This is a genomic window from Gordonibacter sp. 28C (genome assembly GCF_003339845.1).
Taxonomy (GTDB): domain Bacteria; phylum Actinomycetota; class Coriobacteriia; order Coriobacteriales; family Eggerthellaceae; genus Gordonibacter.
Genome location: NZ_PPTR01000002.1, coordinates 74554 through 99683, shown reverse-complemented (window position 1 = coordinate 99683; position 25130 = coordinate 74554). Strand labels below are relative to the sequence as shown.

The following is a 25130-nucleotide window of genomic DNA, read 5'->3' as shown; positions in this document are numbered from 1 at the left end:
ATCCTCCGATCTTATGACGATGTCCCGCGTCAAACGATTAAGGAGGCAAGTCCATGGCTGACTACAAAGGGTTCTTGGACGGCATTGATCGCAAAGCGTATCACGAAGGGGAGGTGGTTTGGGAAGAGGGCGGCTTCACCGTCACGCGCACCTACAATTACAGCGCTCCCGGCTGCCACGATTCCTGCGGCGTTCTGCTTTACACCAAAGACGGCAAGCTGGAAAAGGTGGAAGGCGATCCTCTCGACCCCTATGCGAACGGCAAACTGTGCATGCGCTGTTTGGACTTGGAGGAGATGGTCAACCACCCCCAGCGCTTGAAGTACCCCATGAAGCGCGCGGGTGAGCGGGGCGAGAACAAATGGGAGCGCATCTCATGGGAAGAGGCGCTCGACACGATCGAGACCTACATCAAGGAAGAGATCGACGACAAGGGCCTCGGCCGCGAGGCGATTCTCGTGGGACACGGCACGGGCCGCAACATCAACTGGCAAGTCCCCTTCATCGCCGGAGCGTGTTTCCGCACCGCCAACGTGGGCGGCATCTACTTCTCCGGATGGTGGTGCTACATGCCGCGTGTGTGCGGCGCCGCAGGTCCGCTGGGCGATTACCCCATCGTGGACGCGTCCGAGACGCTTCCCGACCGCTATGCGAACGACGAGTGGGCCCGTCCCGACGTATTGGTGGTATGGGGCAACGAGCCGTTGAAGTCGAACGGCGACGGCTATCTGGGCCACTGGTTGAACGTATGCGTGCAGATGGGCACGAAGATCGTGTCGATCGACCCGGTGCTCACCTGGTGGGGCGCCCGCGCCGAGTATTGGCTGCAGCCCCATCCCGGCACCGACTGCTGCATCGCGCTCGCGTGGCTCCACGTCATCATGAACGAGGACATCATCGATCACGAGTTCGTCGAGAACTGGTGCGCCTATTACGACGAGCTCAAAGAGCACGTGCAGCAGTTCTCCCCCGAATGGGCCGCGTCCATAACAGGCGTTCCGGCCGATCTCATCACGGCCTCCGCCCGCCTATACGCTCAGGCGGATCGCGGGGCCATCCAATGGGGCCTCGTTTTCGACGCGGGCACCAGCTCGTCCATGCATTGGGTCGAGGCGGTGTGCGACCTCATGGCCATTTGCGGCAACATAGAGAAGCCCGGCACGCATGTGCTCGTGCACAACTCCTTCGACATCAACGCCGGCTACTCGTCGGTGGACCTTTACGCCGATCCTGGCGCGCTGGAGCGCAAGTTCCGCAAGTGGATGGTGGGCGACGAAGGCCTCGACTTCGTGGGCATGTCCAACTGCGATTCCATGGCCTCGGTTCTCGAGGCGGGGAAGATTCCCGTGACGGGCGAGGATTACCCGATCAAAATGCTGTGGGCCCAGAGCTGCAATGCGTTCGCCGGACACGAGGGGCAGGTTCCCCGTGCCTACAAGTACATGTCGAAGATACCCTTCATCGTGTACGCCGACCCCTTCATCACGCCGACGATGGTCGCCTTGGCGGATATCATCTTGCCGGTGTCCATGTCGGTGGAGCGCGACTCGGCCCGTACCTGGTGGACGCCGTTGCGTGCCATGAAGAAGGTGACGAGCTTCTACGAAGCGAAGTCCGACGAGGAGATCGCGCTCTGGCTGGGCAAGCGCTTGAATCCCGAGCTGTTCGTGCGTTGGGATTCCGCCGAAGACTTCATCAACGACTATCTGCTGACCGACCTTGCGGTCGTCGGTCCCGACGGCAAGGTGAAGAAGGCCAATTTCTCGGCGGCGACCGACGACGAGTGGGGGCATACGTCGGTTACCGACGACAGCGGCCCCTCTATCACCACGAAATGCCCTTACACGTTCGACCAGCTGGTTGCGGCGGGCGGTCACGCCTACGACGAATGGAACGCCACGTACAACAAGCACGAGAAGGGCATGCTGCGCCCCGACGGCCAGGTCGGCTTCAACACGCCGTCCGGCCGCATCGAGCTGGTGCCGACTATCTTCCAGTCATGGGGCATTCCGCCGTATCCGGTGTACACGCCTGCTCCCGAAACCTGGGAGACCACGCCGGAGGTCATGGAAGAGCTGCCGTTCTACATGATCAACGGCGCCCGTTCCTACGAGTTCTTCCATACCGAGCATCGTCAGGCTCCCACCATGCGCGAGTTCCATCCCGAGCCCCGCGTGAAGGTGTCGCCAAAGACGGCCGCCGATTACGACTTGCAGGACGGCGACTGGATTTGGATGGAGAACAACGAGGGGCGCTGCAAGCAGATGGTCCAGGTGTTCGAGGGAATTCCCGATGATTGCATCTCGGCCGAGCACGGCTGGTGGAAGCCCGAGGAGGAAGCCGCTGCACCGCACCTGAACGGATGCTTCGACTACAACGTGAACAACCTCACGCGCAACTTCCAATCGGGTCCGGGCGGCATCGGCTCTCCCATCAAGTGCACGCGCTGCCGCATCTACAAGGTGCAGGATGGCGACGTCATGCCAGGCAAGCAGATCACGCAGCTCGGTGGTTGGCGCGACGACTACCAACCCATGCAGGCGTAAGGAGGAGTTTCATCATGACCAAGGCGATCCTGATCAACTACGAGTACTGCACGGGCTGCCACAGCTGCGAGGTGGCCTGCAAGAAGGAGCTCGGCCTGCCCAAGGGCGAGTTCGGCATCAAGCTCACCGAGACCGGCCCCTGGGAGCGCGAGGGCAAGGACGGCCCCGAGCGCTGGGAGTGGACGTGGCTGCCGGTGCTCACCAAGGCGTGCGACCTGTGCGCGTCGCGCACGCAGGCCGGCAAGATGCCCATGTGCGTGCAGCACTGCCAGGCCTGGTGCATGTACTACGGCGAGGCCGAGGAGCTGGCCAAGAAGATGGACGGCGGCAGCCGCTGGGCGCTGTACGCGAAGTAGGGCCCGAGGCGAAGGGCGGCTTCCGGCGTCGGGTTGGAAGCCGCCGTGCGGGGCTTGTCGTCTGCGGCGGATGGGCGGATGGCAGGCCGAGAATCGCGTTCATTTCGCAGAGATGCGATCGATACGGGCTTTTCGGGGAACGCGCGGCGGCGAGAGGGGGTGATTCGCGCTGTCGTGCCGAAGGGCACAACCCAGAAGGGGAATATCAGATTTAAGGAGGATTAACATTATGTCTACCGATATTGATGCGCGCAGCAAGAAGAGAGCCATGCTCGTGTTCGTGGGCTGTTGCGTTATGCAGGCGTTCGGCTTGGGAACCGTGCTGAACTCCTCGTCTGCGTTTTTCGCCATCGTTCCCGCCGCAGTTGGCGTGGACATGGGCGTGTTCGCCATGTGGATAACCTGCTACGGTATCGCCGCATTGTTCGGTACGTTCTTCGCGGGAATACTTATACCCAAGTTTGGCGCGAAGATCGTCATTTCTTTCGACGTTGTCGTCACCGCCCTCTGCGTCGTTGCGTTCACGTTCGCTGATGCAACCTGGACTTGGCAGTTCATGGTCATTGGGGCGATCATGGGCCTCACGGGCGGCATGTACTTTTTGTATGCCACGCCGCTGCTCATGGGCGCCTGGTTCGGCAAGAAGGTGCTCGGACGCTACTTGGGTATCGCCCAGCTGATGTCCGGTGTTGGCGGAGCGCTCTTTCCGCTGGTGTTCACGTCTCTGTCCACGGTCATGGGGTGGCAAAGCGCCTATTACCTGAACGCGGTCCTGCTGCTGTGCATTCTCATCTTCTCGCTCACGGTGTTCTGCGAGGATCCGGCGAAGATCGGCCTGCATGCATTCGGCGCGGAAGAGGACGAGATGGGCGAATCCAAGAGCCTTCCGGGCGTGCCGCTGAAGTTCGCCTTGCCGACGCTCGCCTTCGTTCTCCTGTTCCTGGGCTGCACGTTGTCGGCTTTCCCGGGCAGCTTCAACTCCTTTGTGCAGGCGAATGCCGTCGAAGTGCTCGGCCCCGAGGCTCTCATCTTCTCATCGACGCTCATGATCGCCCTGCAGGTTGGCTACATCATCGCCTCCCTGGTCGGCGGCATTCTGGTCGACAAGATCGGCGTGCGTTGGCTCACGGTCATCCTGTACGTCATTTTGATCGTCTGCTACATCAGCTTCTCCATGGCCTCGACCGAAATGGCCCTTATGGTAACGGCGTTCTTCTTCGGTATGAACAACGCCATCGTCACCATTTCCGTGCCGATGCTCGCACGCGAGCACTTCGGCATGAAGGCCTACGATAAGATCCTCTCCTACTGCATGATGGGCGTCGGTTTGTGCGGTTCCATGGGCGCTCCGGTCATCGGCATCATCTTCGATATGACGAAGACGTACAGCGGCTCGTTTTTGGTCGGCGCCGTTATCGCGGCCGTTGCCATCGTCATCATTCTGCTGTCGTTCGTTCCCGCCAAGAAGGTCAAAGAAGCCCATTGGGAAGCTTGATGGACGCGGGCTTCGAGAGCGAAGAGCGTTTGTAGGAGGTTTGATCGTATGAGTGCAAAAAGACCGATCGTCCTTGGTGGTCTTCCCTGGAACTCGGGGCTGCATTTGCCGGGACGTATGTGGTTCATGCCTAACTAATGACTACTGATTGTTCGACCTCCCCCGCTCTTGGCCGGGCGGGGGAGGTCGTTTCAAGGAGGTGTTTTCCGTGTCGGAGAAAACGCACGGCATCCACTACGCGTGGTGGGTGATGATCGGATGCTTCTTTCTTCAGGCCGGGGCTCTGGGGGCCATCATGAACTCGGGTGGCATTTTCTTCGTGCCCGTTTGCAACGAGCTCGGATTCGATCGTGGAGCGTTGGCGCTCTATCTCACGTTCTACTTCATCGCTACCACATTTACGTATCCGTTGGTGGCGAAGTATCTTCCAAAATGGAATTTCCGCGTGTTCCTGACGGTGTGCTTTCTCATTCTCGCGGCGACTGAGGCCGCCATGGGCTTTATGAACGAGCTCTGGCAATGGTACGTGGCGGGCGTCGTTTTGGGGATAGCCGGTGCGCTCGTGTTCGTGGTGGCATCGACGGTGCTCATTGAGAACTGGTTTATTGCCAAACGAGGCACGGCCTTGGGCATTGCTATGTGCGGGTCGGGCATTGGCGGGTTTTTCTTCCCGATGTTCGGCAATTACCTCATCGAGGCTGTAGGATGGCGTATGGCCTATCCGAGCATAGCCCTTATCATGTGCCTCATCGTTCTCCCGTTCACGATATTCGTATTTCGCCTCCATCCTTCGGACCTTGGGCTCAAACCTTACGGGGCTGAGCGTGCCGAGGAGATGGCGGCGGCTGAAGCGGCGGCGAAGGGTATGCCGGCAAAGAAGGCCATCGTCACGCTCGCGTTCGTTTGCATTTTCTTATATGCGGGCATCGAAGCCCTGTTCAGCGGGTACAACAATCATTTGCCGGGATTCGCGGAATCGATCGGTTACTCGGCAGCGTTCGGTGCGGGTATTTTGTCGCTGGCCCAATTGGGCTACAGCGTGGCAACGCTCGTGATGGGATGGGTTACCGACAAGATAGGAGTGGCTGCGTCCACTTACATCACCCTCGGTGTAACGGCAGCCTCGCTGCTCGGGTTCTCGTTCCTGCAAGCGGAAGCGCCGCTTATGGTATGCGCTTTCGTATTCGGCATGAATTCGGTCATCATCACCATCTCGGTTCCAACGCTCATATCCGAACTATTCGGAAAAAAGTATTTCGCGCAGATATTGTCGTACTCTCGCATGTCGGGCATTATCGGCTGTTTTGGCGCCGCTGCGGTGGGGGCTTGCTACGACTTCACGGGAAGCTACGTTGGGTCGTTCTTTGCCGGAATCGTCATCCTGGCCATATGCGCGGTGCTGGTAGGCGTCGCCCTTACCCAAAAGAAAAAACTGCGGGCGCAGTGGGAGTGAGGAAGTCCGAGCAGGGCGGCGGTTCCCCCACCTGTTTGGAGCGCGTTGTCCGCGAACACGCTGGTCGGACTCTAAGGTTTAAAGCCTTACCTGAGCCGGCAGCCCCTCAGGCAAGGAGTCTGCCGGCTGCGCTCTGAAAATAAGCATTCCAAAGATCCCGTTTTAGCCTTGGCGAGCGATGCGGGCGAGCGCCTAAGGCGGCTACTATGCGTTCGGTCCGGCGGCATCGTTCGGCGCCGGACCGTTTCCGTGGCCGTCGCCGGACGGCGGCGGTTCGACGCATCTGGGAAAAGCGTGGTTCGCGCTTCGGCCGGATGCGCAAGACGAGGAGAGAAAGGAGAGAGGGCATGGCTGATTATCAGGAATTCCTTGACGGCATCGATCGTGCGGCCTATCACGATAGGGAGTGGCAATGGGAGGAGGACGGCTATACCGTCACCCGCACGTACCATTACTCGCCTCCGGGGTGCCATACGTCCTGCGGCATTTTGCTGTACGAGAAAGACGGAAAGGTGGAGCGCGTCGAGGGCGATCCGCTCGACCCGTGCACGAACGGCAAGCTGTGCATCAAGTGCTTGACGCTCGACGAATCGCTCAACCACCCCGACCGCCTGAAGTATCCCATGAAACGCGCGGGGGAACGCGGCGAAAACAAATGGGAGCGCATCTCGTGGGACGAGGCGTACGACGAGATCGAAGCGAGAGTGAAGGATATTTGGGAGACGGACGGCGGGAACGCCATCATTTGCGTGCACGGTACGGGACGCAACATCAACTGGCAGGTGCCGTTCTTCGGTCAGGCCGGCTTGAAAACGCCGAACATCTCCACGTTCGGATTCACCGGATTCTCCTGTTATATGCCGCGCATCTGCGGCAGCATCGCGCCCTTCGGCGACTTCCCCATCGTGGATGCGTCGGAGACGCATGCGGATCGCTACAACAACGCGGAATGGGTTCCGCCTGAGGTGCTCGTCGTGTGGGGCAACGAGCCGCTGGCGTCGAACGCGGACGGCTACGTTGGCCATTGGCTGGTGCAGTGCGTGCAGATGGGAACGAAGATCATCTCCATCGACCCGCGCCTGACGTGGTGGGGCGCCCGCGCCGAGTACTGGCTCCAGATTCGTCCCGGCACCGATGCCGCTTTGGGCTGCGCATGGTTGAACGTCATCATCGGGGAGGGTCTCTTCGACCAGGAGTACGTGGACTGCTGGTGCTCCGGCTTCGACGAGCTGGCCGCTTCGGTCGAGAAGACCACGCCCGAGTGGGCCGCCGAGATATGCGACCTCGATGCCGACGACATCCGCGCTTCCGCGCGCCTGTACGCCCAGGCCAAGCCCGGCGCCATTCAATGGGGTCTCGCGTTCGATCAGCAGCTTTCCGCCATGGCGCTGTGCCTTGCCGGGTGCGACCTCATGGCCATCTGCGGCAATGTGGACGTGCCGGGCGGCAACATCCTGGTTCACAACGCGTTCGAGATCAACGCCGGGTACGCTTCAGGCGAGAATCTGACGCCAGCCGAATGGCGGGCCAAGAAGCTCAACAACAATTTTGCGCTGTCCATCGAGGGTGGCGATTTCGTGGCGCATGCAAGCTCCGATGGCTTGCTCCAGGCTATCGAAGAAGGCTTCCCGTATCCTATCAAGATGATGTGGATACAGTCTTCCAACACGCTGTCCTGCCCAAGCCAGGACTCTCCGCGCGTGTTGAAAGCTATGCGGAATATTCCGTTCATCGTCAACGCCGATCCCTATTTGACGCCTACGTCGGTGGCCTTGGCCGACATCGTCTTGCCGGTGGCCATGAGTGCCGAGCGCAATTCCGCGCGCACGTGGTGGTCTCCATGCCGCGCCATGGTGAAAGTGGTGGACTTCTACGAGGCGAAGTCCGACGAGCAGATCATCCTTGATTTGGGCAAACGCTTGAATCCCGAGGTGTTCGGTCAATGGGAAACCGATATCGACTGGCTGAACTGGTATCTGCACGACGGCACCGGTTCGTTCTCCGCGACGACGGAGGCCACCGACCAGGGCGGTGCTAAAAATTCGGGCAAGACGCTGTTCACCGCCTCGTGGGACGAACTTGTGCGCGATCCCGATATGGTGGGGCATGCTTACGACGAGTTCAACGCCACGTACCGCAAGGCCGAGAAGGGCATGTTCCGTGCAGACGGTTCGGTGGGTTACGGCACACCGTCGGGTCGATTGGAGCTTGCGCCCATGCTGTACCGTTATTGGGGGCTAAACACCACGCCGTTCCATACCGAACCGCCGGAAAGTCCACTGTCTACGCCGGAGCTCATGGAAGAGTACCCGCTTGTTCTGACCTGCGGCGGTCGCTCGTTCGAGTTCTTTCACAGCGAACATCGTCAGCTGCCCACCATGCGCGAGCTGCATCCTCAGCCGCGGGTGCTCGTCAATCCCGCCACGGCCGAAAAGTACGGTATCCAAGACGGGCAGTGGGTGTGGATTGAGAACGATCACGGTCGTTTCAAGCAGCAGGCGAGGGTATCGCCGGTGGTTAACGAAAAGACCGTCCATGCCGAGCACGGATGGTGGTTCCCCGAAACCGAACCGGCGGCGCCGTTCCTGTTCGGCACGTTCGAATCCAATCCGAACAACTGCACCAAGGCGTTCGTGACGGGCCAAGGCGGCGTGGGCTCTCCCATCAAGGGAATGATTTGCAAGATATACCCGGTGCGGGAGGGCGATACGATGCCTTACGAGCAGATTGCCGCCACCGGTAACTTCCCCTGGTATCGAAAGGTCGAATCCCCGCGTCAGGAAGAGATCGAGCGTTTCCATAGAGCACAGGAAGCGGGTATGGAATACGACGTTATGGCCAACCAACTGGTCGACCCTGCGACAGGCGAGCGAACCGATCTGAAGACCGGCACCAAGGTCGAAGCGTAGCGGTTACCGCGTAAGGAGGAGTTTCATCATGACCAAGGCGATCCTGATCAACTACGAGTACTGCACGGGCTGCCACAGCTGCGAGGTGGCCTGCAAGAAGGAGCTCGGCCTGCCCAAGGGCGAGTTCGGCATCAAGCTCACCGAGACCGGCCCCTGGGAGCGCGAGGGCAAGGACGGCCCCGAGCGCTGGGAGTGGACGTGGCTGCCGGTGCTCACCAAGGCGTGCGACCTGTGCGCGTCGCGCACGCAGGCCGGCAAGATGCCCATGTGCGTGCAGCACTGCCAGGCCTGGTGCATGTACTACGGCGAGGCCGAGGAGCTGGCCAAGAAGATGGACGGCGGCAGCCGCTGGGCGCTGTACGCGAAGTAGGGCCCGAGGAGAAACCTATGCTGGGCTAGTGTCGCGGGGATGCATCATGCATCCCCGCGAGTTGTTCCGGGCGAATGCCGTCGTGTCTGCAAAAGGCGACGATCAGGATGGTTGGATATCTGAGATTTTCATCCGAGGTTGGTCTGTGATGCAGCATACGCTTTTATAGAAGCGATGGCCGATCCGATGCCTTTGCGTCGAGCTTCGTTGAACGTCATCATAAGATTGGCTTCGCGTAAAAAGTATAAATCCGCTGCGGCCACCTCTGAACAGCTTTGCCCATCGAGAATTTCAATGAGCAAGTTGAGTATGCCTCGCACGATAAGGGTGTCGCTGTCGGCGGTCAGAGAGAGGCGATCGTTTTTGCATTCAAGGATGAGCCAAACCCGAGATTGGCAACCTTCTACTAAATTTTCGTCGATCTTATTCTGAGCGTCGAGCTTTGGCAACGATGCAGCGAATTCAAGCAGGTATTCGTATTGGGACAATGGATCGCCGATCGCTAAGAAGTCATCCACAATCTTGTCCTGCAGTTCAGCGATACTTTTTTGTACGTTGCCCATGGCCGGTGCCTTTCAAGTAGAAGTATCCAACGTTGCTTTCTTGGCTCCTTTTTTCGAATGTCAACGGGATGCGGTTGCCAGCAATGGCGCAACGCGCTTTACTGCGGCAATGCAAAGATCGATTTCTTCGAACGTATTGTAAAACGCCGGCGTCAGCCGCGTGACGTTCTGTACTTGGTAGACTTCGTGTAGGAGAGGTTGCGCGCACTGATTCCCCGATCTAAGTGCAATTCCTTGGGTGTCCATGAGCGTCGCCAGGTCGAAAGGGTGTATCGAATCAAAGGCGAAAGACAGGCATCCGCCGCGGCGTTTCGGCGCTCCGAGAAGGGTGAGTCCTTCTATTTCGTTAAGTCTTTTTTCGGTGTAAGCAAGCAAAGCATGCTCGCGTTCGCGTATCGCCTCCCGCCCGACGCCTTCTAGATAGTCGATGGCGGCGCCGAGACCGATGGCTCCCGTATAATTGGGGGTTCCCGCCTCGAAACGCAGCGGCAGCTTTTCAAACGTGGTTGCCTGCGTGGTGACGACGTCCACCATTTCCCCTCCATATTCAACGGGTCGTAGTTTTTCGAATTCGCCGCGCTTGCCGTACAACACTCCGATGCCGGTGGGTCCCAACATCTTATGTCCCGAAAAGCAAAGAAAGTCGCAGTCCAGAGCGCGCACATCCACCTCCTCGTGGCGGACGCTTTGTGCGGCGTCGATCAAGATGGGGCTGTCGTACGCGTGCACGAGTCTTACGATGTCGGCCGCGGGGTTGACGGCTCCTGTCACGTTCGAAACGTGGGCTATCGCAACTATCGCGACATGCTTTGCCTGCTCTAATAGGCGTTTGAGTTCACAGCGGTCGACATCCCCCCGCTCGTCGAGGGGGGCTACGGCGAAATGCGCACCCGTGTGCATGCAAAGCTGCTGCCATGGCACGAAGTTGGCATGGTGCTCCATGGCGCTTACCACTACAGTGTCGCCGGCTTTCACCGATTCTTCCAAGGCTCTTGCCACGATGTTGATGGAGTCGGTCGTTCCTTTGGTGAACACGATCTCGTCACTCGATTCCGCGTTCACGAATGCGCGAACTTTCTCGCGCGCCCGTTCAAGCGATGCCGTGGATCGCTCCGACAATGTGTGGATGCCGCGATGCACGTTGGCGTTGTCGGTGCGATAGTGCCTCGTGATGGCTCGAAGCACTGGGTCGGGTACTTGCGTTGTCGCCCCGTTATCCAAATACACGAGCGGATGCCCGTTGATTTCTTGGGAGAGGATGGGAAAATCACCACGAAGCCCTTCGACGATGCCCTCGTTCAATTTCATGTCCTTTTGCTCCTGTCAAAGTCATGCGACGCTGCTTGCGTACCGATTCGCCTCTAAAGAAAGGATAAGGCAAACCCAGGTCGATTTCATCGCACCGTCAGTTCCAAACGACGTTGCCGGTGCGGCATTCGACGCATTGATCTGAATTCCGGCGATATCGAGCCCATATCTGAAGTGCGCTTCCCGGGCGTGAGCCGAGCCGGCGGATTTCGGATATGCGAAGGCGACTCCTCGGAACAATGCCGGTTCGTCTCTCTCGTTGAGGCTTCATGATAATCGGTTATAATCGAACCATGGGGACGGCGAAGCGGAATGCGTTTTGCCGGAGGGATTCGTTTTCCTTGGAGGTTGACGGCGTCGCGGGTTTCAGGGTGCCGCGGACTTGCCGTCGACAACGAGCGGGGCAGGGGGTCGGGTATGGAAATCCACCAACTTCGTCATCTGCTGGCTGCGGCAGAGAACTCCAGTTACGCCCAGGCGGCCAAACGGTGCTTCACCAGCAGGCAGAACGTCGCGCACTCCATCAAGGCCATCGAGACCGAGCTCGGCATCGCGCTCTTCGAGCGCCATGGCAACGAGATGGTGCTCACTCCCGCGGGGCAGCAGCTGGCCGGCGAGGCGCGCGAGATCGTCACGAAGGTGGACGGCTTGCACGTCATGTTCGCCGGCCCCGACGCATCCGACCAAACGCTCAACCTCGCGGTGAGCACCAACCTCTTCGCAGGGATATCGCTGGGTACCGACGAGTACATCGCGCAGCATTCCGACCGGCTGCGGGTGTCCGAGATGAGCTGCGAGGATTGCTATCGATCGGTTTGCACGGGGAAGGCCGACGTCGCCGTCGTTATGTGCATGGAGCGGAAGTTCCCCGATTGCGACGTGCTCGAGATGGGGGAGGGGTCGGTTTCGTTCGCGCTGACGAGCGCCGCATCGCCGTTGGGCCGCAAGGAGAGCCTGTCGGTGATGGACTTGAAGGACCAGAAGCTGCTGCTGATGTCGGAGCCGGTTTTCCAGTACGCGCCGCTGTTCGCGCAACTCGACTCGCTCGGCTTCGATCGGGCCAACGTCAGCGTCATACCCAGCACGAGCTCGATGATCCATGTGGTGAAGAGGAGCGGCGGCACGGGCATCGTCTCCGACAAGTTCTCCGTGGCCCCTCCTGCGGGGTTCTGCGCGATCCCTCTGTCGGATCCTCGCCTGAATTGGCACTTCTACATACTGTTCCAGAAAAACTCGGCGAGCTTCCGCTCGATAGCGAAGTTCGCCCAAGGCATCCAAGGCACCTTCTAGGCCTTCAAGGAACGCCGCGCCCGCTTTCGCGGGGCTCGCAACGTAGCTGCGTCCTGCGGGCGCGCATGAAGGACGGCCCGTCGGGTTCGAGCCCGACGGGCCGTCCTTCCACTTCGCGTCGCGCCTGCCGCCGTCGGCTAGAAGACCACGAGCAGGTACGCCGTTGCGATGGCAACCGTCAGCAGCATGATGGGGAAGCCGATCTTGGTGAAGCCCATGAAGCTGATGGGGTAGCCCTCTTTGTTCGCGATGCCCGACAGCACGACGTTGGCCGACGCTCCCACGAGCGACCCGTTGCCGCCGAGGCAGGCGCCGAGCGAGATGGCCCACCACAGGGGGAACACGTCGATGCCCGTCGATGCCATGACGGTGATGATGGGGATCATGGTGGCGACGAACGGGATGTTGTCGAGCACGGCCGAGAGCAGCGCGGAGCCCCACAGCAGGGCGATCATGAGCAGCACCACGTTGCCCCCGGTGAGCGACACGAGCCCCTCGCCGATAAGCGCGATGACGCCGGTGTGCTCCATGGCCCCCACCACCACGAACAGGCCGAGGAAGAAGCCGATGGTGCCCCATTCGACGCCCTCGAGCGCCACTTCCAGATCGCTTCTCGATATGAGGAGCATGATTCCGGCGGCACCCAAGGCGATCACCGCCGACTCGAGGTGCAGCACGCCGTGGAGCATGAACGCGGCGGTGACGGCCACGATCATCGCGATGCTCTTGACGAACAGGGGGCGGTCCTTGATGGCGTCTTGTTCGGAGAGGGCCATCACCTTGAACATGTCGCCCTCGTCGACGAACAGCTTGCGTCCGTACAGCATCCTGAACACGAGCAGCAGCACGACGAGGATGACCACCACGACGGGGGCGTCGTAGCGGATGAAGTCGAAGAAGGTGAGGCCCGCCGCCGAACCGATCATGATGTTCGGCGGGTCGCCGATGAGCGTGGCGGTCCCCCCTACGTTCGACGCGATGATCTCGGCGATGAGGAAGGGGGTCGCGTCGATCTTCAGCGTTCGGCACAGCATGATGGTCATGGGGCCGATGAGCAGGATGGTGGTCACGTTGTCGAGCAGGGCGGAGAACACCGCCGTGATGACCACGAAGGCGACCATGATCTTCCAGGGGTTTCCCTTGCACAGCTTGGCCGACCGTATGGCCACGTATTCGAAAAGGCCGGACTGCTTCACCACGGCCACGAACATCATCATGCCGCACAGGACGCCGAGCGTGTTGAAGTCTATCGACTCCATGCCCGCGTCGAAGTCGACGACGCCGATGCAGAACAGCACGACGGCGCCGAGCAGCGCCGCGAGCGCTCGGTGTATCTTCTCCGATACGACCAGGGCCATGACGGCCACGAACACCACGATCGAAATTATCTGCAGGGTAGTCACCGGTGAGCCCTCTCCTTGAAGTCGAACGGTCGCGAATGGCCGGTTATTCGCCGGGCGCGTCCGTTGCGGCGGATTTGCCGGCGGTGCCGGGGTTTCCGGGCGCCGCGGGAGTGCCGGGTGCGCTGGGGGCCGCAGGCGCACCGGGTGCGCCTGGTGCGCCGGGTGCGCCTGGTGCACCCGGTGCACCGGGGGCCGAGGGGGCGCCGGGCGCTCCGGCTCCGGGGGCGGGCGTGGAGGTGGTCGCTGGTCTGAAGCACATGGTGGTTCTCCTTCTCTTTGGGGTGAAGCGGCGTTGGGGAGGCTAGCGACGGAACTTGTCCATCTTCCGGTCGTATTCCTCGAAGCACTCGCTCAACCGCTGGTCTTTCGTCTTGTTCTTGTTCTTCTTTTTACCGACGGCCGCTGCCAGCATCAGAAAAACGATGCCGACGACGATCGCGCCGACAAGGCCGGGGTCTCCCATTGCCTCCTCCTTAGATGCATAAAACGCGACAGCTTGGCTGCCGGGCGGCCGCGGCCGCCCGGCATGGTCGGAAACGAAACTAGTAGCCCATGAGCCCGGTCATGGCGGGCAAGTACAGGGCGCTCAGCACGCAGAGCACGACGGTGGGGAACCATGCCTTCTTCAGCCACTCCGCCATGCTGATCCAGCCCTTCTCGTAGCAGATCATCATGATGGAGTCGATGGGAAGCCAGGTGGTGACGCCGCCGAGGATGCCGCCGATACAGGCGATGACCGCGCCGTTCACGCCGGTGGTGGCGGCCAGCGCGATCATGAGCGGCACGGCGACGGACACCGTGGGCGGGCCGACGGGGATGCAGATGTGCAGGATCATCGTGATGAAGCACATGACGAGCACGACGAGCAGCAGCGGCCAAGCGGATGCGCCGGCAAGCACGGTGTTGACGAACCATGCGGCGACGCCGGTGCCCACCAGGCCGGTGGCCAGGGCCTGCACGCCGATGATCATCATGATGATCTCCCAGGGGATGTTCTTGTAGTACTGCTCTTTGCTCAGCAGGTTGATGCCGGGGACGAAAGCGATAACCGTGAAGGCGAAGGCGACGAGCATGGAGTTGATCTGCGGGAACCACGTGCTCATGATCATCAGGCCGAAGGCGATGACGAACCAGACGATGAGCTTGATCTCGATGACGGTCATCTTGCCGTAATCGGCGAGCTTGGCGGACACGACCGACAGGGCCTCCGGTTTGATCTCCTCGATCTTGAACACCTTGGAGCACCAGAAGCCGGAAATGACGGACACCACCAAGGCCAGCGGGATGTTGACGGCGCACCAGGCCAAGAACGTGACGCGCACCCCCATGTAGGTTTCGACCAAGGTCATGCACAGGATGTTCAGCGAGTTGCCGATTGGCGTGCCGATGCCGCCGATGGCGGCCGCCGCGGCAACGGACACCGTGAGCGCTTTGGCGAGACCGGATTTGCCCTTGATTCCGCCGTTCGCCTCGACGATGGACAGGCCGATGCCGATGAAGATGGCGGAGGCGGCGAGGTCGGAGACGAACATCGACAGGACCGACGTGGCCACCGAGAAGCCGATGATGAGCTTCGTCGTGCTGTTGCCCGCGAACTTCAGGGCCGCGCTGGCGACGCGATACGGAATCGGCGTGGACATGACGGCGCCGGACACCGTGAACACGAACAGGCAGTAGATGGGCACGAGCAGGCTGGACGAATTGAACACGCTCGCCTGGGTTTCGGTCGACGCGTAGGGCAAGATTCCCGTTAGGGGTATCAGCAGGAATATCAGCACGACCGTGACGATGAACGGCAGGGCTTCGGTGACCCATAGGATGATGCAGGCGAGCAGGATGCCGACCGCCGACATGGCGGTTCTCTCCAGGCCGGTCGGCACCGGGCAAACGAACTGGAAGAACAGGAAGACCAACGCTGCCACGACGATGGCGATGAGCTTTTTCATCTGCTTGCCGTTGGCGGTTTGGTTCGGTAGTGTGGCTGTGGTTGCGCTCAAGATAACCCCTCCTTCGATATGTGGTGGTTTCCCCTCGACACGTTCCCTTCGGTCTTATGGGCCTCCGCTTCCCGCTTCGCATCCCGAGCCGACACGCCCGGTGGGGCGACGTCGGGGGGTTTCGGGTTGGCGAAAGACTTCTCGACGGTTTTGCCGCACCTTCCGCAAAACGAGCAAAACGCTCCGCAGCTGCCCAATCTCGCTCATCTCCCTTGCGAGGGGGGATGCGACGCGGACCCTTCGCATCCCCCGACTTCGAATCGACGTGTCGCTTCGGTCCTAAGGAACGAGGATCGCCGCTTTCTTGCCCTTGGCGGCAAGCTTTTGGGCGCATTCCTCGATCGTTCCGATCTCAAGGCACTTGGCCTGGCAGGACTGCACGCAGGCGGGAAGCTTTCCCGCCGCGACGCGCTCTTCGCACATGTCGCACAGCTCGCCCGGAAGCGCCAGGTAGTCCCAGTGCCAGGAGCCGTCAGCGTGCTGGCGCGGCTTGTCCTCGAGGACTTTGATTCCCCAATCGTCGATTCCGCACTCGATTTCGTTGCGGCATGCGACTTCGCAGCTGTGGCAACCAGAGCAGAATTCGTAGTCGATGTACAGGGCCATTTGCGTCATTTTCAGTACCTCCTTCTCTTTCAAACGGTTCTAAGCCTGCTTGGTTTCGTCGGTGGGACGCCATACCTGCTGGTAGGTGAACTCGGCCTGGCGGCTGGGCTCCAGGAAGATGCCGGTGTTGTCGGGATCGTTCGGGCCTCCCTCGCCCTCGACTTTCTTCAGCGAGCAGATCATCTGCTTGAACGTGTTGCCGAAGCCCATCACGCCGTTCACGCTGTTGGGCATGAGCACGTTGATGTTCGACTTCCAGTTGCCGAACAGGTTGGGTTCCTCGCCGTCTTCCTCGGGGTACCACCAGCCGTGCATGGCGTGGCACACGCCCTCCTTGATGGTGGGCACCACGTGGGCGCGCTGCCGCACGGCGCCGTAGGGCGAGGCGATCTCCACCCAGTCGTCCTCTTCGATGCCGAGGCGCGCGGCATCGGCGGGGTTGAGGTCGATCTGCGGATACGGGGTGATCTGGCGCAGGCTGGGAACCTGCTTGTGCTCGGAATGGAAGAACTCCTGGCGACGGGCGCCCGTGGTGAGGATGAAGGGGTACTTCTCCATGAGCTCGGGCGTGCGCTCGGGGCCGTAGGCGGGATCCTCGTAGTAGGGCAGGGGGTTCTCGCCGAACTGCTCGTACATGTAGGAGTACAGCTCCACGCGGCCCGTGCTGGTGGGGAAGCCCACCTGTCCGTCGGGACGCAGCTTGCCGATCTCGTACTTGTAGTACGGCTCGTTGGACATGACGGTGACCTTCTCGCGCAGCTCCTCGTAGGGCAGCCACGAGCGCATGACGTGGAAGTTGTCGTAGTCGGTCTGGGTCTCGAAACGGTTCCAGAAGTCGGGGTACATCTTCTTGCCCACGGCCATCATGGCCTCGACGTCGGACTTGCATTCGCCCACCTGCACGCACTTGTTCTGCGCGCCGTAGAACGACGAGTTCAGGCCGTAATGAGTGACCACCATGCCGTCGTGCTCGATGGTGGAGGCGATGGGCAGGAACACGTCGCAGCAGGCCATGGTGGTGGGGTTCATGAACAGGTCGGCCGCGCAGTTGAAGTCGAGCTTTTTGAGCGCCTCGTACCAGCGCTGCGGCTCGGCGGAGATGGCGGTGCCGATGGGGTTCGACGAGATGAAGTGCGCCATATGGATCTTGTAGGGCTTCTCGGTCTCAAGCGCCTTCAGGAACTCGTCGGGCATGACCGTCCACAGGATGGAGCCCATGGCCGGGTACTTGTCGATGCCCACGCGCTTCGCCCACGTCTCCTCGGTCATGATGCCGTTCTTGAACGCGAGCTCCAGCGTGGAGTCGGTGGCGTCGTCCACCTTCTCGTCGGCGGAGATGGAGCCGCCGTCGCGCACGACGTTGCCCTGGTCGTCGCCCATGCCGAGCGTCGTGCCGCCGGGCGCGTCGATGAAGCCGGTGATGGCCATGAGCGCGATGAGGCACTGGCCGAGCTGGGTGCCGTTCGGGTTCTCGTCCACGGCGAGGCCCCAGGCCACGCTGCTGGGCTTGGCGTTGCCGTACAGCCGTGCCGCGCGCCAGATCTGCTCTTCGGGCACGCCGCAGATCTCGGCGGCTTTCGCGGGCGGCATGTCCTGTACACGCTCGACGAGCTGCTCGTAGCCGTAGCACCACTTGTCGATGAAGTCGTGGTCCACGAGGTCGTCGTGCGCCATGACGTAGATGAACGCCATGGCCAGCGCCGTGTCGGTGCCGGGGCGCAGCTGCAGCACTTCCTCGGAGCGCGTGCCGAGCCAGGTCACACGTGGGTCGACGCAGATGAGCTTCGTGCCGAACTGGCGCACCATCTCGATGACGGCGTGGCCGTACAGGCCGTCGGGGTTGCTGCGCAGCGGCTCCTTGCCCCAGATGAGGATGCACTCGGGGGCGACCCAACCCTCGTGCTCGTAGCGGTCCTCGAACTTCTGGGCGTAGTCGATCTCGGGATAGCCGCCGCCGATCATGAAGGCGGTGTTCGTCATACGTGGGCCGTAGCACGACCAGCCGGCCTGGGCGTACACGGAGTTCGGCGTGCCGAACACGAGGTTCGCCCACTGCGGGTACCAGTTGTTGCCCTCGCGGCCGGTTCCGCCGAACACGCAGATGGCCTCGGCGCCGTACTTCTCGGTGATCTCGCGGGCGTTCTTGGCGATGAGGTCGGTGGCCTCGTCCCACGTGCACCGCTCCCACTTGTCCTTGCCGCGGTCTTCCTTGGCGCGCTTCAGCGGGTGCGTGATGCGGTCGGGATGGTAGATGTACTCCGGAAGCGCTAGGCAGCGCGTGCACAGCGAGCCTTTGGTGATGGGGTGCTCGGGGTCGCCTTCAACCTTCGTTACCTTGCCGTCTTTGACGTGCACCTGCAAACCGCATCCCACCGGGTGGCACCCCGGGGGCGACCATGCGCAGGTCCTGAAGATGGTCTCCTCGCCCTCTTGCCTCTTCCACTCCGTCATGTTCCTCTCCTTTCGCTCGTTTTGGAAACGATGAACGCACGAAGTTTGGTTTCCCCTCGATGCGCCTTCATTGTCCGAGCGAGAGGCCGCCGCGAGTAGCCGTCTAAAATGTTCGGCGTGACAAAAGGAATTTGTCAGCGGGCGCTCAGCGCCGGTCAACGGGCCGTCTCGTACCAAAAGTCTGATGCCCGTTCGAGCCTCTGGTGCAATACCGAATCTAAAGTCCGATGACGCCTTTCTCGATGTGGGGTAGGTTTCGAAGGTGGGGGCCGTGTTCGAATTCCCATCGAATCACAGGAAATTTCGCAGCTAGAGCGATTGACTTCTACGGTATTATTGGTGCATCGGTAGGGCGTACAAGGGGAGGATCTAGAGAACGAGTCAATCGAACCTGGCCGCAGCGGCGGATGGCCGCGCGAGCGGTCGACGCATCCCCGGGCCCTGCCGCAGCATCGATACGAGTCAAAACCAAGTCTATGGGGGTGGACGTTGTTTGACAAAGCGACAGGGACCCAAAGCGCCATCGTAGCGAAAGCGGATTCGTCGAAGAGCGCGTCGGAGGGACGGTTCGTCGTGAACGTTCCCGTCGTGGCGAGCATGGCGGGCGCGTCGCTGTGCTTCGCCTGGGTGTTCGGAACGCTGGTGCTGTTCTCCTCATCGTCGGCCGCCGGCCAGTACCGGTTGCCGCTCCTCGTGTCCTTCGCCATCGCCTACGGCGTTCTGCGCCTTTTTTCCGATCGTCTCCAGCGGCGGCGCAGGACGCTTGCCGCCGTCTCCTTGGCGTGCTGCCTGCTGCCGCTTCTCGACCCTCTGCTCGCGTTCGGCTCGAACCTGGAGGCGGCGAGGATGCTCGCGTGCTGTGTCGCGCCCGGGCTTGGAGGCGCCATCGCCGTTTCCTTGTGGCTCGAGTCCTGCTGCCGGCTCGCCCCGCAGAGGACGCGCGCCGTCCTTTCGTTCTCCCTGCTGTTCGCCACGGTGCTCTGCGGCCTTGTTTTCGCGGTCGAGCACGAGCTGCGCCCGTTCTTCGTCGCCGCCCTCGGCGCTTTTTCGGCTGCGGTCTACCTGGCGCAATGGCAGGCGTTCCCCGTTGCGAGGAACCTGGCCGACGTCTCCGCGGAAGACTCCGACGAACGGTCGCGCATCACGCCCAACTCCATCATACTCACGGCCTCAAACTCGCTGGCGCAGGGGTTCGCCCTGTACGGCATGCTGGACTTCGGATCGAGCGGGTCCACGGGGAGGGTCGTCTGCCTGCTGGCGTTCGCGCTGTTCCTCTGCCTGGCGATCGACTCGCTCAAGGCGTTCATCATCAGGGAGTCTATCATCAGGTACCTCATGCTCCCCCTGATAGCCACCTGCCTGCTCCTCATGGTTTTCATGCCCGAGTCGACCTGGGAGTGGTTTTGCGCGGCCGTCCTCGTCGTCTCGCTGCTTCCCTACACGAGCGCCATGTTCGCAACCTGCGAGCATATCGTGCGGGACGACCTCGCGCCCTTCCGAACGGTCGGGAAGATCCGGACGGTTTCGACGCTCGGGGTGGCGCTTGGATGGTGCGCGGGCTGGGTGGCCTTCCCGGGCGGGCTGCTCGAGGGAAGCGCGTTCGGCGTCAGCGTGGCCGTCCTCGTCATCGTGCTCATCGTCATCACCATCGTGTTCGACCAGAAGAGCCTCTATCCCGGCAGCGAGGAGGCCGCGCCCGAGGAGGATGGCGGGGAGGACGCCCGGCACGGCCAGTGGACGCGGCGCTGCGAGGCGTTCGCGGAAGAGGTGGGGCTGACGGCCCGCGAGACCGAGGTCATGCTGCTCCTCGCGCGCGGGTTCAGCGCGGAGCTCATCCAGGAGCGCCTCTACATCTCCAAGAGCACGGTGAAGTGCCATACGTACAACATCTACAACAAGGCGAACGTGCACTCGCGGACCGACCTTATCCGCCTCATCGAGGCGGGCGGCCCCTATTGCATCCGCGAACAGGAGAAACGTTCCGCCTAAGCCTTTTTTGTCGAGTTCCGAAAACCAAGTTTTGACCCTAATTCCCGATGCGCCGCACCCGGTGCTTCGCGTACCGTGCGCCTCGAGGCCTCATCTTCGAATCGCTAACGACAAAGATCAAGGCAAGGGGGTTGAAGAAACATGTCTGAATTGGCATCGGGCAAGAAGAAGTACGGCGCTGCCGTCAAGTTCGCCGTCCTCACGCTCATTCTGGTGCAGAACACCCAGGCGATGTGCTCGCCGACACTCGCCGCCATCCAAGCGGCGTTCCCCGAGGCGGACGTGACCGTCGTTCAGATGGTGAACACCATCCCGGCTATCGTCATGATCGTGTCCTCGGCCGTTTGCGGGCCCCTATCGCGAAAGATGGGCTACAAGTGGGCGGGGCTTTTGGGCATGGCGTTCGCGCTCGTGGGCGGCATCATGCCCGCCATCTACCATCCGTCCATCGTGGCCGTGGTGGTGGAGCGCGCGGTGTTCGGCATCGGCTACGGCATGGTGTTCGCCATGGCCATCGCGGCCTGCGGCGACTTCTGGCGCGGCAAGGAGACCACGACGATGGTGGGTCTGGTGACCGCGTTCGCCGGCGTCGGGGGGATCGCCTACAGCCTCATCGCGGGATGGCTCACAGACATCAGCTGGACGGCTCCGTACTGGTTCTACGCGATCATCATCGTGTGGGCCGTGTACTACGCCGTGTTCATGCCCAACTACTCGGACCTGCCCAAGGAATCGTTCGCTGCGGCGGGCGACGGCGGGAAGAAGAAGTTCTCCCTCGCGGGCTTCGGCTCGAAGTACTGGGCCTTCCTCGCCGTGACCACGGTTTGCATCGGCACCATGACCGCGTTCATCAACAACGCCGCCATCTGCATCGTCGGCTTGGAGCTGGGCACAGGCGCCACGGTGGGCCTGGTGATGACCGGGTTCTCCATCGGGCTCATGCTGGGCGGGTTCGCGTACATCCCGGTGTACCGGGCGCTCAAGCGCATCGCGCTGCCGTGCTGGATGCTGCTGTACGGAATCATGCTGCTCGTGACGATGCTCTTCCCGAGCCTGCCTATGTTCTTCGCCTGCGCGTTTTTGTGCGGCATCGCATTCGGCACCATCAACGCGGCGTGGTCGGACATGGCGAACAAGAAAGTGGTGGATCCGCACCGTTCCGCCGATGGGTCGTCGTTCTACGTGGCCATGCAGGGCGTGGGGCAGTTCATAGCCCCGTTCTGGCTGGCGGCCGTGGCGGCCGTGGCGGGTCTGACGTCCGGCAACCTGTTCTACCAATGGTACCCGGCCGTCGTCATCCTCATCGTGTCGGCCGTGGTGCTCATCGTGCTGGCGGTCGTCAACAAGAACAAGGTGGAGTACGAGCGCGACGAGCCGGTCGACGAGCCGGACCAGGCCGACGACCTGCAGCAGGCTGCCGTCTGATCGGGTTTTCGCGACGCATCTGCGAGGCGGGAGGGCTTTCGAGCCGAATGCCGAGCGCATCCCGCCTCCTCCGCTCATGAATGAGTCAAGGAAGAAGGAGGAGAAACTATGTCCGCATTCGATTACCAGGCGTTCCTCGACAACGTCGACCGCAAGGCCTACCACGAAGGCGAATGGCAGTGGGAAGAGGACGGCTTCACCGTCACCCGCACCTACAACTACACGTATCCCGGCTGCCACGACTCGTGCGGCGTGCTGCTCTACGTCAAGGACGGCGTGCTCGACCACGTGGAGGGCGACCCGCTCGACCCCTGCGTGAACGGCAAGCTGTGCATGCGCTGCCTCGACCTGCCTGAGATGGTGAACAACGACCACCGCATCAAGTACCCCATGAAGCGCGCCGGCGAGCGCGGCGAGAACAAGTGGGAGCGCATCACGTGGGAAGAGGCGCTCGACATCGTTGAGAAGTTCATCGTCGAGGAGATCGACGGCAAGGGCTTCGGACGCGAGTCCATCGTGGTGGGCCACGGAACCGGGCGCAACATCAACTGGCAGATACCGTTCATCGCCGGCGCCTGCTTCGGCACGGCGAACTGCGGCGGCATCTACTTTTCCGGCTGGTCGTGCTACATGCCGCGCGTGTGCGGCGCCGCCGGACCCTTGGGCGATTACCCGGTTGTGGACTGCGCGCAGGCGCAGGAGAAACGTTACGCGGCCGAGGAGTGGGAGCGCCCCGACGTCATCGTCGTGTGGGCGAACGAGCCGCTGAAGTCGAACGCCGACGGGTTCATCGGCCACTACCTCATGGTGTGCCACCAGCTTGGCAGCAAGATCATATCCATCGACCCCGTGCTCACGTGGTGGGGTGCCCATGCCGACGTCTGGTTGGCGCCCAACCCCGGCACCGACGCCGCCCTCGCGCTGGCCATGGCGAACGTCATCATGGAAGAAGACCTGATCGACCACGACTTCGTCGACAAGTGGGTGGCGTACTACGACGAGTTCAAGGCGCATTGCGCGCAGTTCCCGCCCGAGTGGGCCGCGCCCATCACGAGCGTGGACGCCGACGACATCCGCGCCGCCGCGCGCCTGTACGCCTCGGCGAACCGCGGCATGATCCAGTGGGGCCTCGCGTTCGACGCCTCGTCGGCTTCGTGCATGCACTGGGTGCAGACCGTGTGCGCCATCATGGCCGTCTGCGGCGACATCGAGAAGCCCGGCACGCACATCCTCGTGCACAACGCCTACGAGATGAACGCCGGCTATTCGTCGGCCGACGTGTACGGGCGCCCCGAGGCCGTGGCCAAGAAGTTCAAGAAGGCCTACATCGACATGCCGGGCGTCGACTTCGTGGGCATGTCCAACCCCGACGCGATGGCGTACGCGCTGGAGACGGGCAAACCCTATCCCATAAAGATGTTCTGGGCGCAATCGCAAAACGCCATCGCCGGGCACGAGGAGCCGGCGCCGCGCGCGTACAAGTACATGATGGACATCCCGTTCATCGTCTACGTCGACCCCGTCCTCACCCCCTCGGCCGTGGCTTTCGCCGACCTGGTGCTGCCCGTGGCGGCCTCGTGCGAGCGAGACTCCGTGCGCACGTGGTGGGTGCCGCTGCGCGCCATGAAGAAAGTCACGCAGTTCTACGAGGCGAAGACCGACGAGGAGATAGCCATCTGGCTGGGCGAGCGGCTCAACCCCGCGCTGTTCGGGCCGGGCAAGCGCTTCGAGAAGGCCATCGACCTGTCCAACGAGTACATGACGACGGGCCTCGCCGCGATCGACGAGGACGGCAACGTGCGCAAGGGCAACTTCGCCGGTTCGACCGACGAGGAGGGCGGCGTCAAGCGCAACATCAAGGACGAGGCGGAAACCGGTTGCCCCTACCGCGACCACCGCTCGCTCGTCGAGGCCGGCGGGCACTCCTACGACCCGTGGAACGCCACCTATTACAAGCACGAGAAGGGCATGCTCCGCCCCGACGGGCAGGTGGGGTTCAACACGCCGTCCGGGCGCATCGAGCTCATCCCCACCATCTTCGAGGCGTGGGGCATCCCGCAGTACCCGGTTTACACGCCGGTTTCGAAGAGCAAGGACACGACGCCCGAGGTGTTCGAAGAGTATCCGTACTACTTCGTGAACGGCACGCGCTCCTACGAGTTCTTCCACACCGAGCACCGCATGGCGGAGACTATGCGCGAGTTCCACCCCGAGCCCCTGGTGAAGATATCGCCCAAGACGGCCGAGAAGGAGGGCATTGCCGACGGCGAGTGGGTTTGGATCGAGAACGAGGACGGCCGCTGCATGCAGAAGGCCAAGGTCACCAACGAGGTTGACGAACGGGTCATCGTCGGCGAGCACGGCTGGTGGAAGCCGGAGGAGGATCTTGCGAAACCCCATTTCGGAGGCGCGTTCGACTACAACCCCAACAACTTGACGCACGCCTACGAATCGGGACCCGGCAACATCGGCGCGCCTATCAAGTGCCTGCCCGCCCGGATCTGCAAGGTGCGCGAGGGCGATGTCATGCCGGGCGTCCAGGTTGCGGAGTTGGGGGGCTTCCGCGAGTACGAGCCGATGAAACCTTAAGGTAAGGGAAAGGAGCGGAGCAATGAAGGGAATCCTCATCAACTACGACTACTGCACGGGCTGCCATTCCTGCGAGGTGGCGTGCAAGAAGCATCTGGATCTGCCCAAGGGCGAGTTCGGGATAAAGCTGTCCGAGACGGGCCCGTACGCCTACGAGGGAAAGCCCAAGGGCCCCGACAAATGGGAGTGGACGTGGCTTCCCGTGGTCACGAAGGCGTGCGACCTGTGCGCCGACCGCGTGGAGAAGGGGAAGATGCCCATGTGCGTCCAGCACTGCCAGGCCTGGTGCATGCACTACGGAGAGGTGGAGGACCTGGTGAAGCAGATCGACGGCACGACGCGCTTCGCCCTGTTCGCGCCGAAGCAGTGACGGCAAGGGC

The 25130-nt window shown here is 61.8% G+C and carries 18 protein-coding genes; 11 read left to right on the top strand and 7 right to left on the bottom strand.

Annotated features, from left to right (window positions below; all coding sequences use genetic code 11):
* The first annotated feature begins 53 nt into the window (after window positions 1-53).
* The 6 genes from C1878_RS02820 (at window position 54) to C1878_RS02795 (ending at window position 9129) form a co-directional block, all read left to right on the top strand.
* A complete protein-coding gene (locus tag C1878_RS02820) occupies window positions 54-2546 on the top strand; it encodes a molybdopterin-dependent oxidoreductase (protein WP_114600201.1) in 2493 nt (830 codons plus the stop codon).
* A gap of 14 nt (window positions 2547-2560) precedes the next feature.
* Window positions 2561-2902, top strand: coding sequence for a 4Fe-4S dicluster domain-containing protein (locus tag C1878_RS02815; protein WP_114600197.1), 342 nt, complete (start codon window positions 2561-2563; stop codon window positions 2900-2902).
* 229 nt (window positions 2903-3131) lie between these two features.
* Window positions 3132-4397: a nitrate/nitrite transporter gene (locus C1878_RS02810; RefSeq protein ID WP_114600200.1), complete on the top strand. Its 1266-nt coding sequence runs from the start codon at window positions 3132-3134 to the stop codon at window positions 4395-4397.
* A gap of 208 nt (window positions 4398-4605) precedes the next feature.
* Window positions 4606-5850, top strand: coding sequence for an MFS transporter (locus C1878_RS02805; RefSeq protein WP_114600199.1), 1245 nt, complete (start codon window positions 4606-4608; stop codon window positions 5848-5850).
* A gap of 347 nt (window positions 5851-6197) precedes the next feature.
* Window positions 6198-8759, top strand: coding sequence for a molybdopterin-dependent oxidoreductase (locus C1878_RS02800; protein WP_114600198.1), 2562 nt, complete (start codon window positions 6198-6200; stop codon window positions 8757-8759).
* A gap of 28 nt (window positions 8760-8787) precedes the next feature.
* The gene (locus tag C1878_RS02795; protein ID WP_114600197.1) at window positions 8788-9129 is read left to right on the top strand and encodes a 4Fe-4S dicluster domain-containing protein; all 342 of its coding nucleotides are present in this window, start codon (window positions 8788-8790) and stop codon (window positions 9127-9129) included.
* Between the two features lie 128 nt (window positions 9130-9257).
* On the opposite strand, the gene C1878_RS02790 is transcribed toward C1878_RS02795, so the two are convergent.
* Together C1878_RS02790 and C1878_RS02785 are read right to left on the bottom strand one after the other, a co-directional pair.
* The gene (locus C1878_RS02790) at window positions 9258-9692 is read right to left on the bottom strand and encodes a SufE family protein (RefSeq protein WP_114600196.1); all 435 of its coding nucleotides are present in this window, start codon (window positions 9690-9692) and stop codon (window positions 9258-9260) included.
* Window positions 9693-9752: 60 nt separating this feature from the next.
* Complete coding sequence (locus tag C1878_RS02785; RefSeq protein ID WP_114600195.1) at window positions 9753-11000, bottom strand: aminotransferase class V-fold PLP-dependent enzyme; 1248 nt, start codon at window positions 10998-11000, stop codon at window positions 9753-9755.
* Between the two features lie 417 nt (window positions 11001-11417).
* Between C1878_RS02785 and C1878_RS02780 the strand changes: the two genes are divergently transcribed.
* On the top strand, window positions 11418-12290 hold the full coding sequence (locus C1878_RS02780; RefSeq protein WP_158539686.1) for a LysR family transcriptional regulator: 873 nt from the start codon (window positions 11418-11420) through the stop codon (window positions 12288-12290).
* Window positions 12291-12427: 137 nt separating this feature from the next.
* Here the strand turns inward: C1878_RS02780 and C1878_RS02775 are convergent, their stop codons facing one another.
* From C1878_RS02775 to C1878_RS02755, 5 genes are all read right to left on the bottom strand, one after another.
* Window positions 12428-13693, bottom strand: a complete 1266-nt coding sequence (locus tag C1878_RS02775; protein ID WP_114600193.1) for an ArsB/NhaD family transporter — start codon at window positions 13691-13693, stop codon at window positions 12428-12430.
* A 301-nt stretch (window positions 13694-13994) separates the two neighbouring features.
* On the bottom strand, window positions 13995-14156 hold the full coding sequence (locus tag C1878_RS16805) for a hypothetical protein (protein ID WP_158539685.1): 162 nt from the start codon (window positions 14154-14156) through the stop codon (window positions 13995-13997).
* A 79-nt stretch (window positions 14157-14235) separates the two neighbouring features.
* Entirely contained in the window at window positions 14236-15690 is a 1455-nt protein-coding gene (locus C1878_RS02765) for an SLC13 family permease (protein WP_147272893.1), read from the bottom strand.
* 279 nt (window positions 15691-15969) lie between these two features.
* Entirely contained in the window at window positions 15970-16305 is a 336-nt protein-coding gene (locus C1878_RS02760) for a 4Fe-4S dicluster domain-containing protein (protein WP_114600190.1), read from the bottom strand.
* A 30-nt stretch (window positions 16306-16335) separates the two neighbouring features.
* Window positions 16336-18747, bottom strand: a complete 2412-nt coding sequence (locus tag C1878_RS02755; RefSeq protein ID WP_114600189.1) for a molybdopterin-dependent oxidoreductase — start codon at window positions 18745-18747, stop codon at window positions 16336-16338.
* A gap of 573 nt (window positions 18748-19320) precedes the next feature.
* On the opposite strand from C1878_RS02755, the gene C1878_RS02750 reads away from it, so the two are divergent.
* The 4 genes from C1878_RS02750 (at window position 19321) to C1878_RS02735 (ending at window position 25120) form a co-directional block, all read left to right on the top strand.
* Window positions 19321-20736: a helix-turn-helix transcriptional regulator gene (locus tag C1878_RS02750; RefSeq protein ID WP_114600188.1), complete on the top strand. Its 1416-nt coding sequence runs from the start codon at window positions 19321-19323 to the stop codon at window positions 20734-20736.
* A gap of 141 nt (window positions 20737-20877) precedes the next feature.
* The gene (locus tag C1878_RS02745) at window positions 20878-22161 is read left to right on the top strand and encodes an MFS transporter (RefSeq protein WP_114600187.1); all 1284 of its coding nucleotides are present in this window, start codon (window positions 20878-20880) and stop codon (window positions 22159-22161) included.
* A gap of 108 nt (window positions 22162-22269) precedes the next feature.
* Window positions 22270-24750 (top strand): molybdopterin-dependent oxidoreductase, encoded by a 2481-nt coding sequence (locus C1878_RS02740; protein WP_114600186.1) that lies wholly within the window; start codon window positions 22270-22272, stop codon window positions 24748-24750.
* Between the two features lie 22 nt (window positions 24751-24772).
* Complete coding sequence (locus C1878_RS02735; RefSeq protein ID WP_080142355.1) at window positions 24773-25120, top strand: 4Fe-4S dicluster domain-containing protein; 348 nt, start codon at window positions 24773-24775, stop codon at window positions 25118-25120.
* Window positions 25121-25130: the final 10 nt, after the last annotated feature.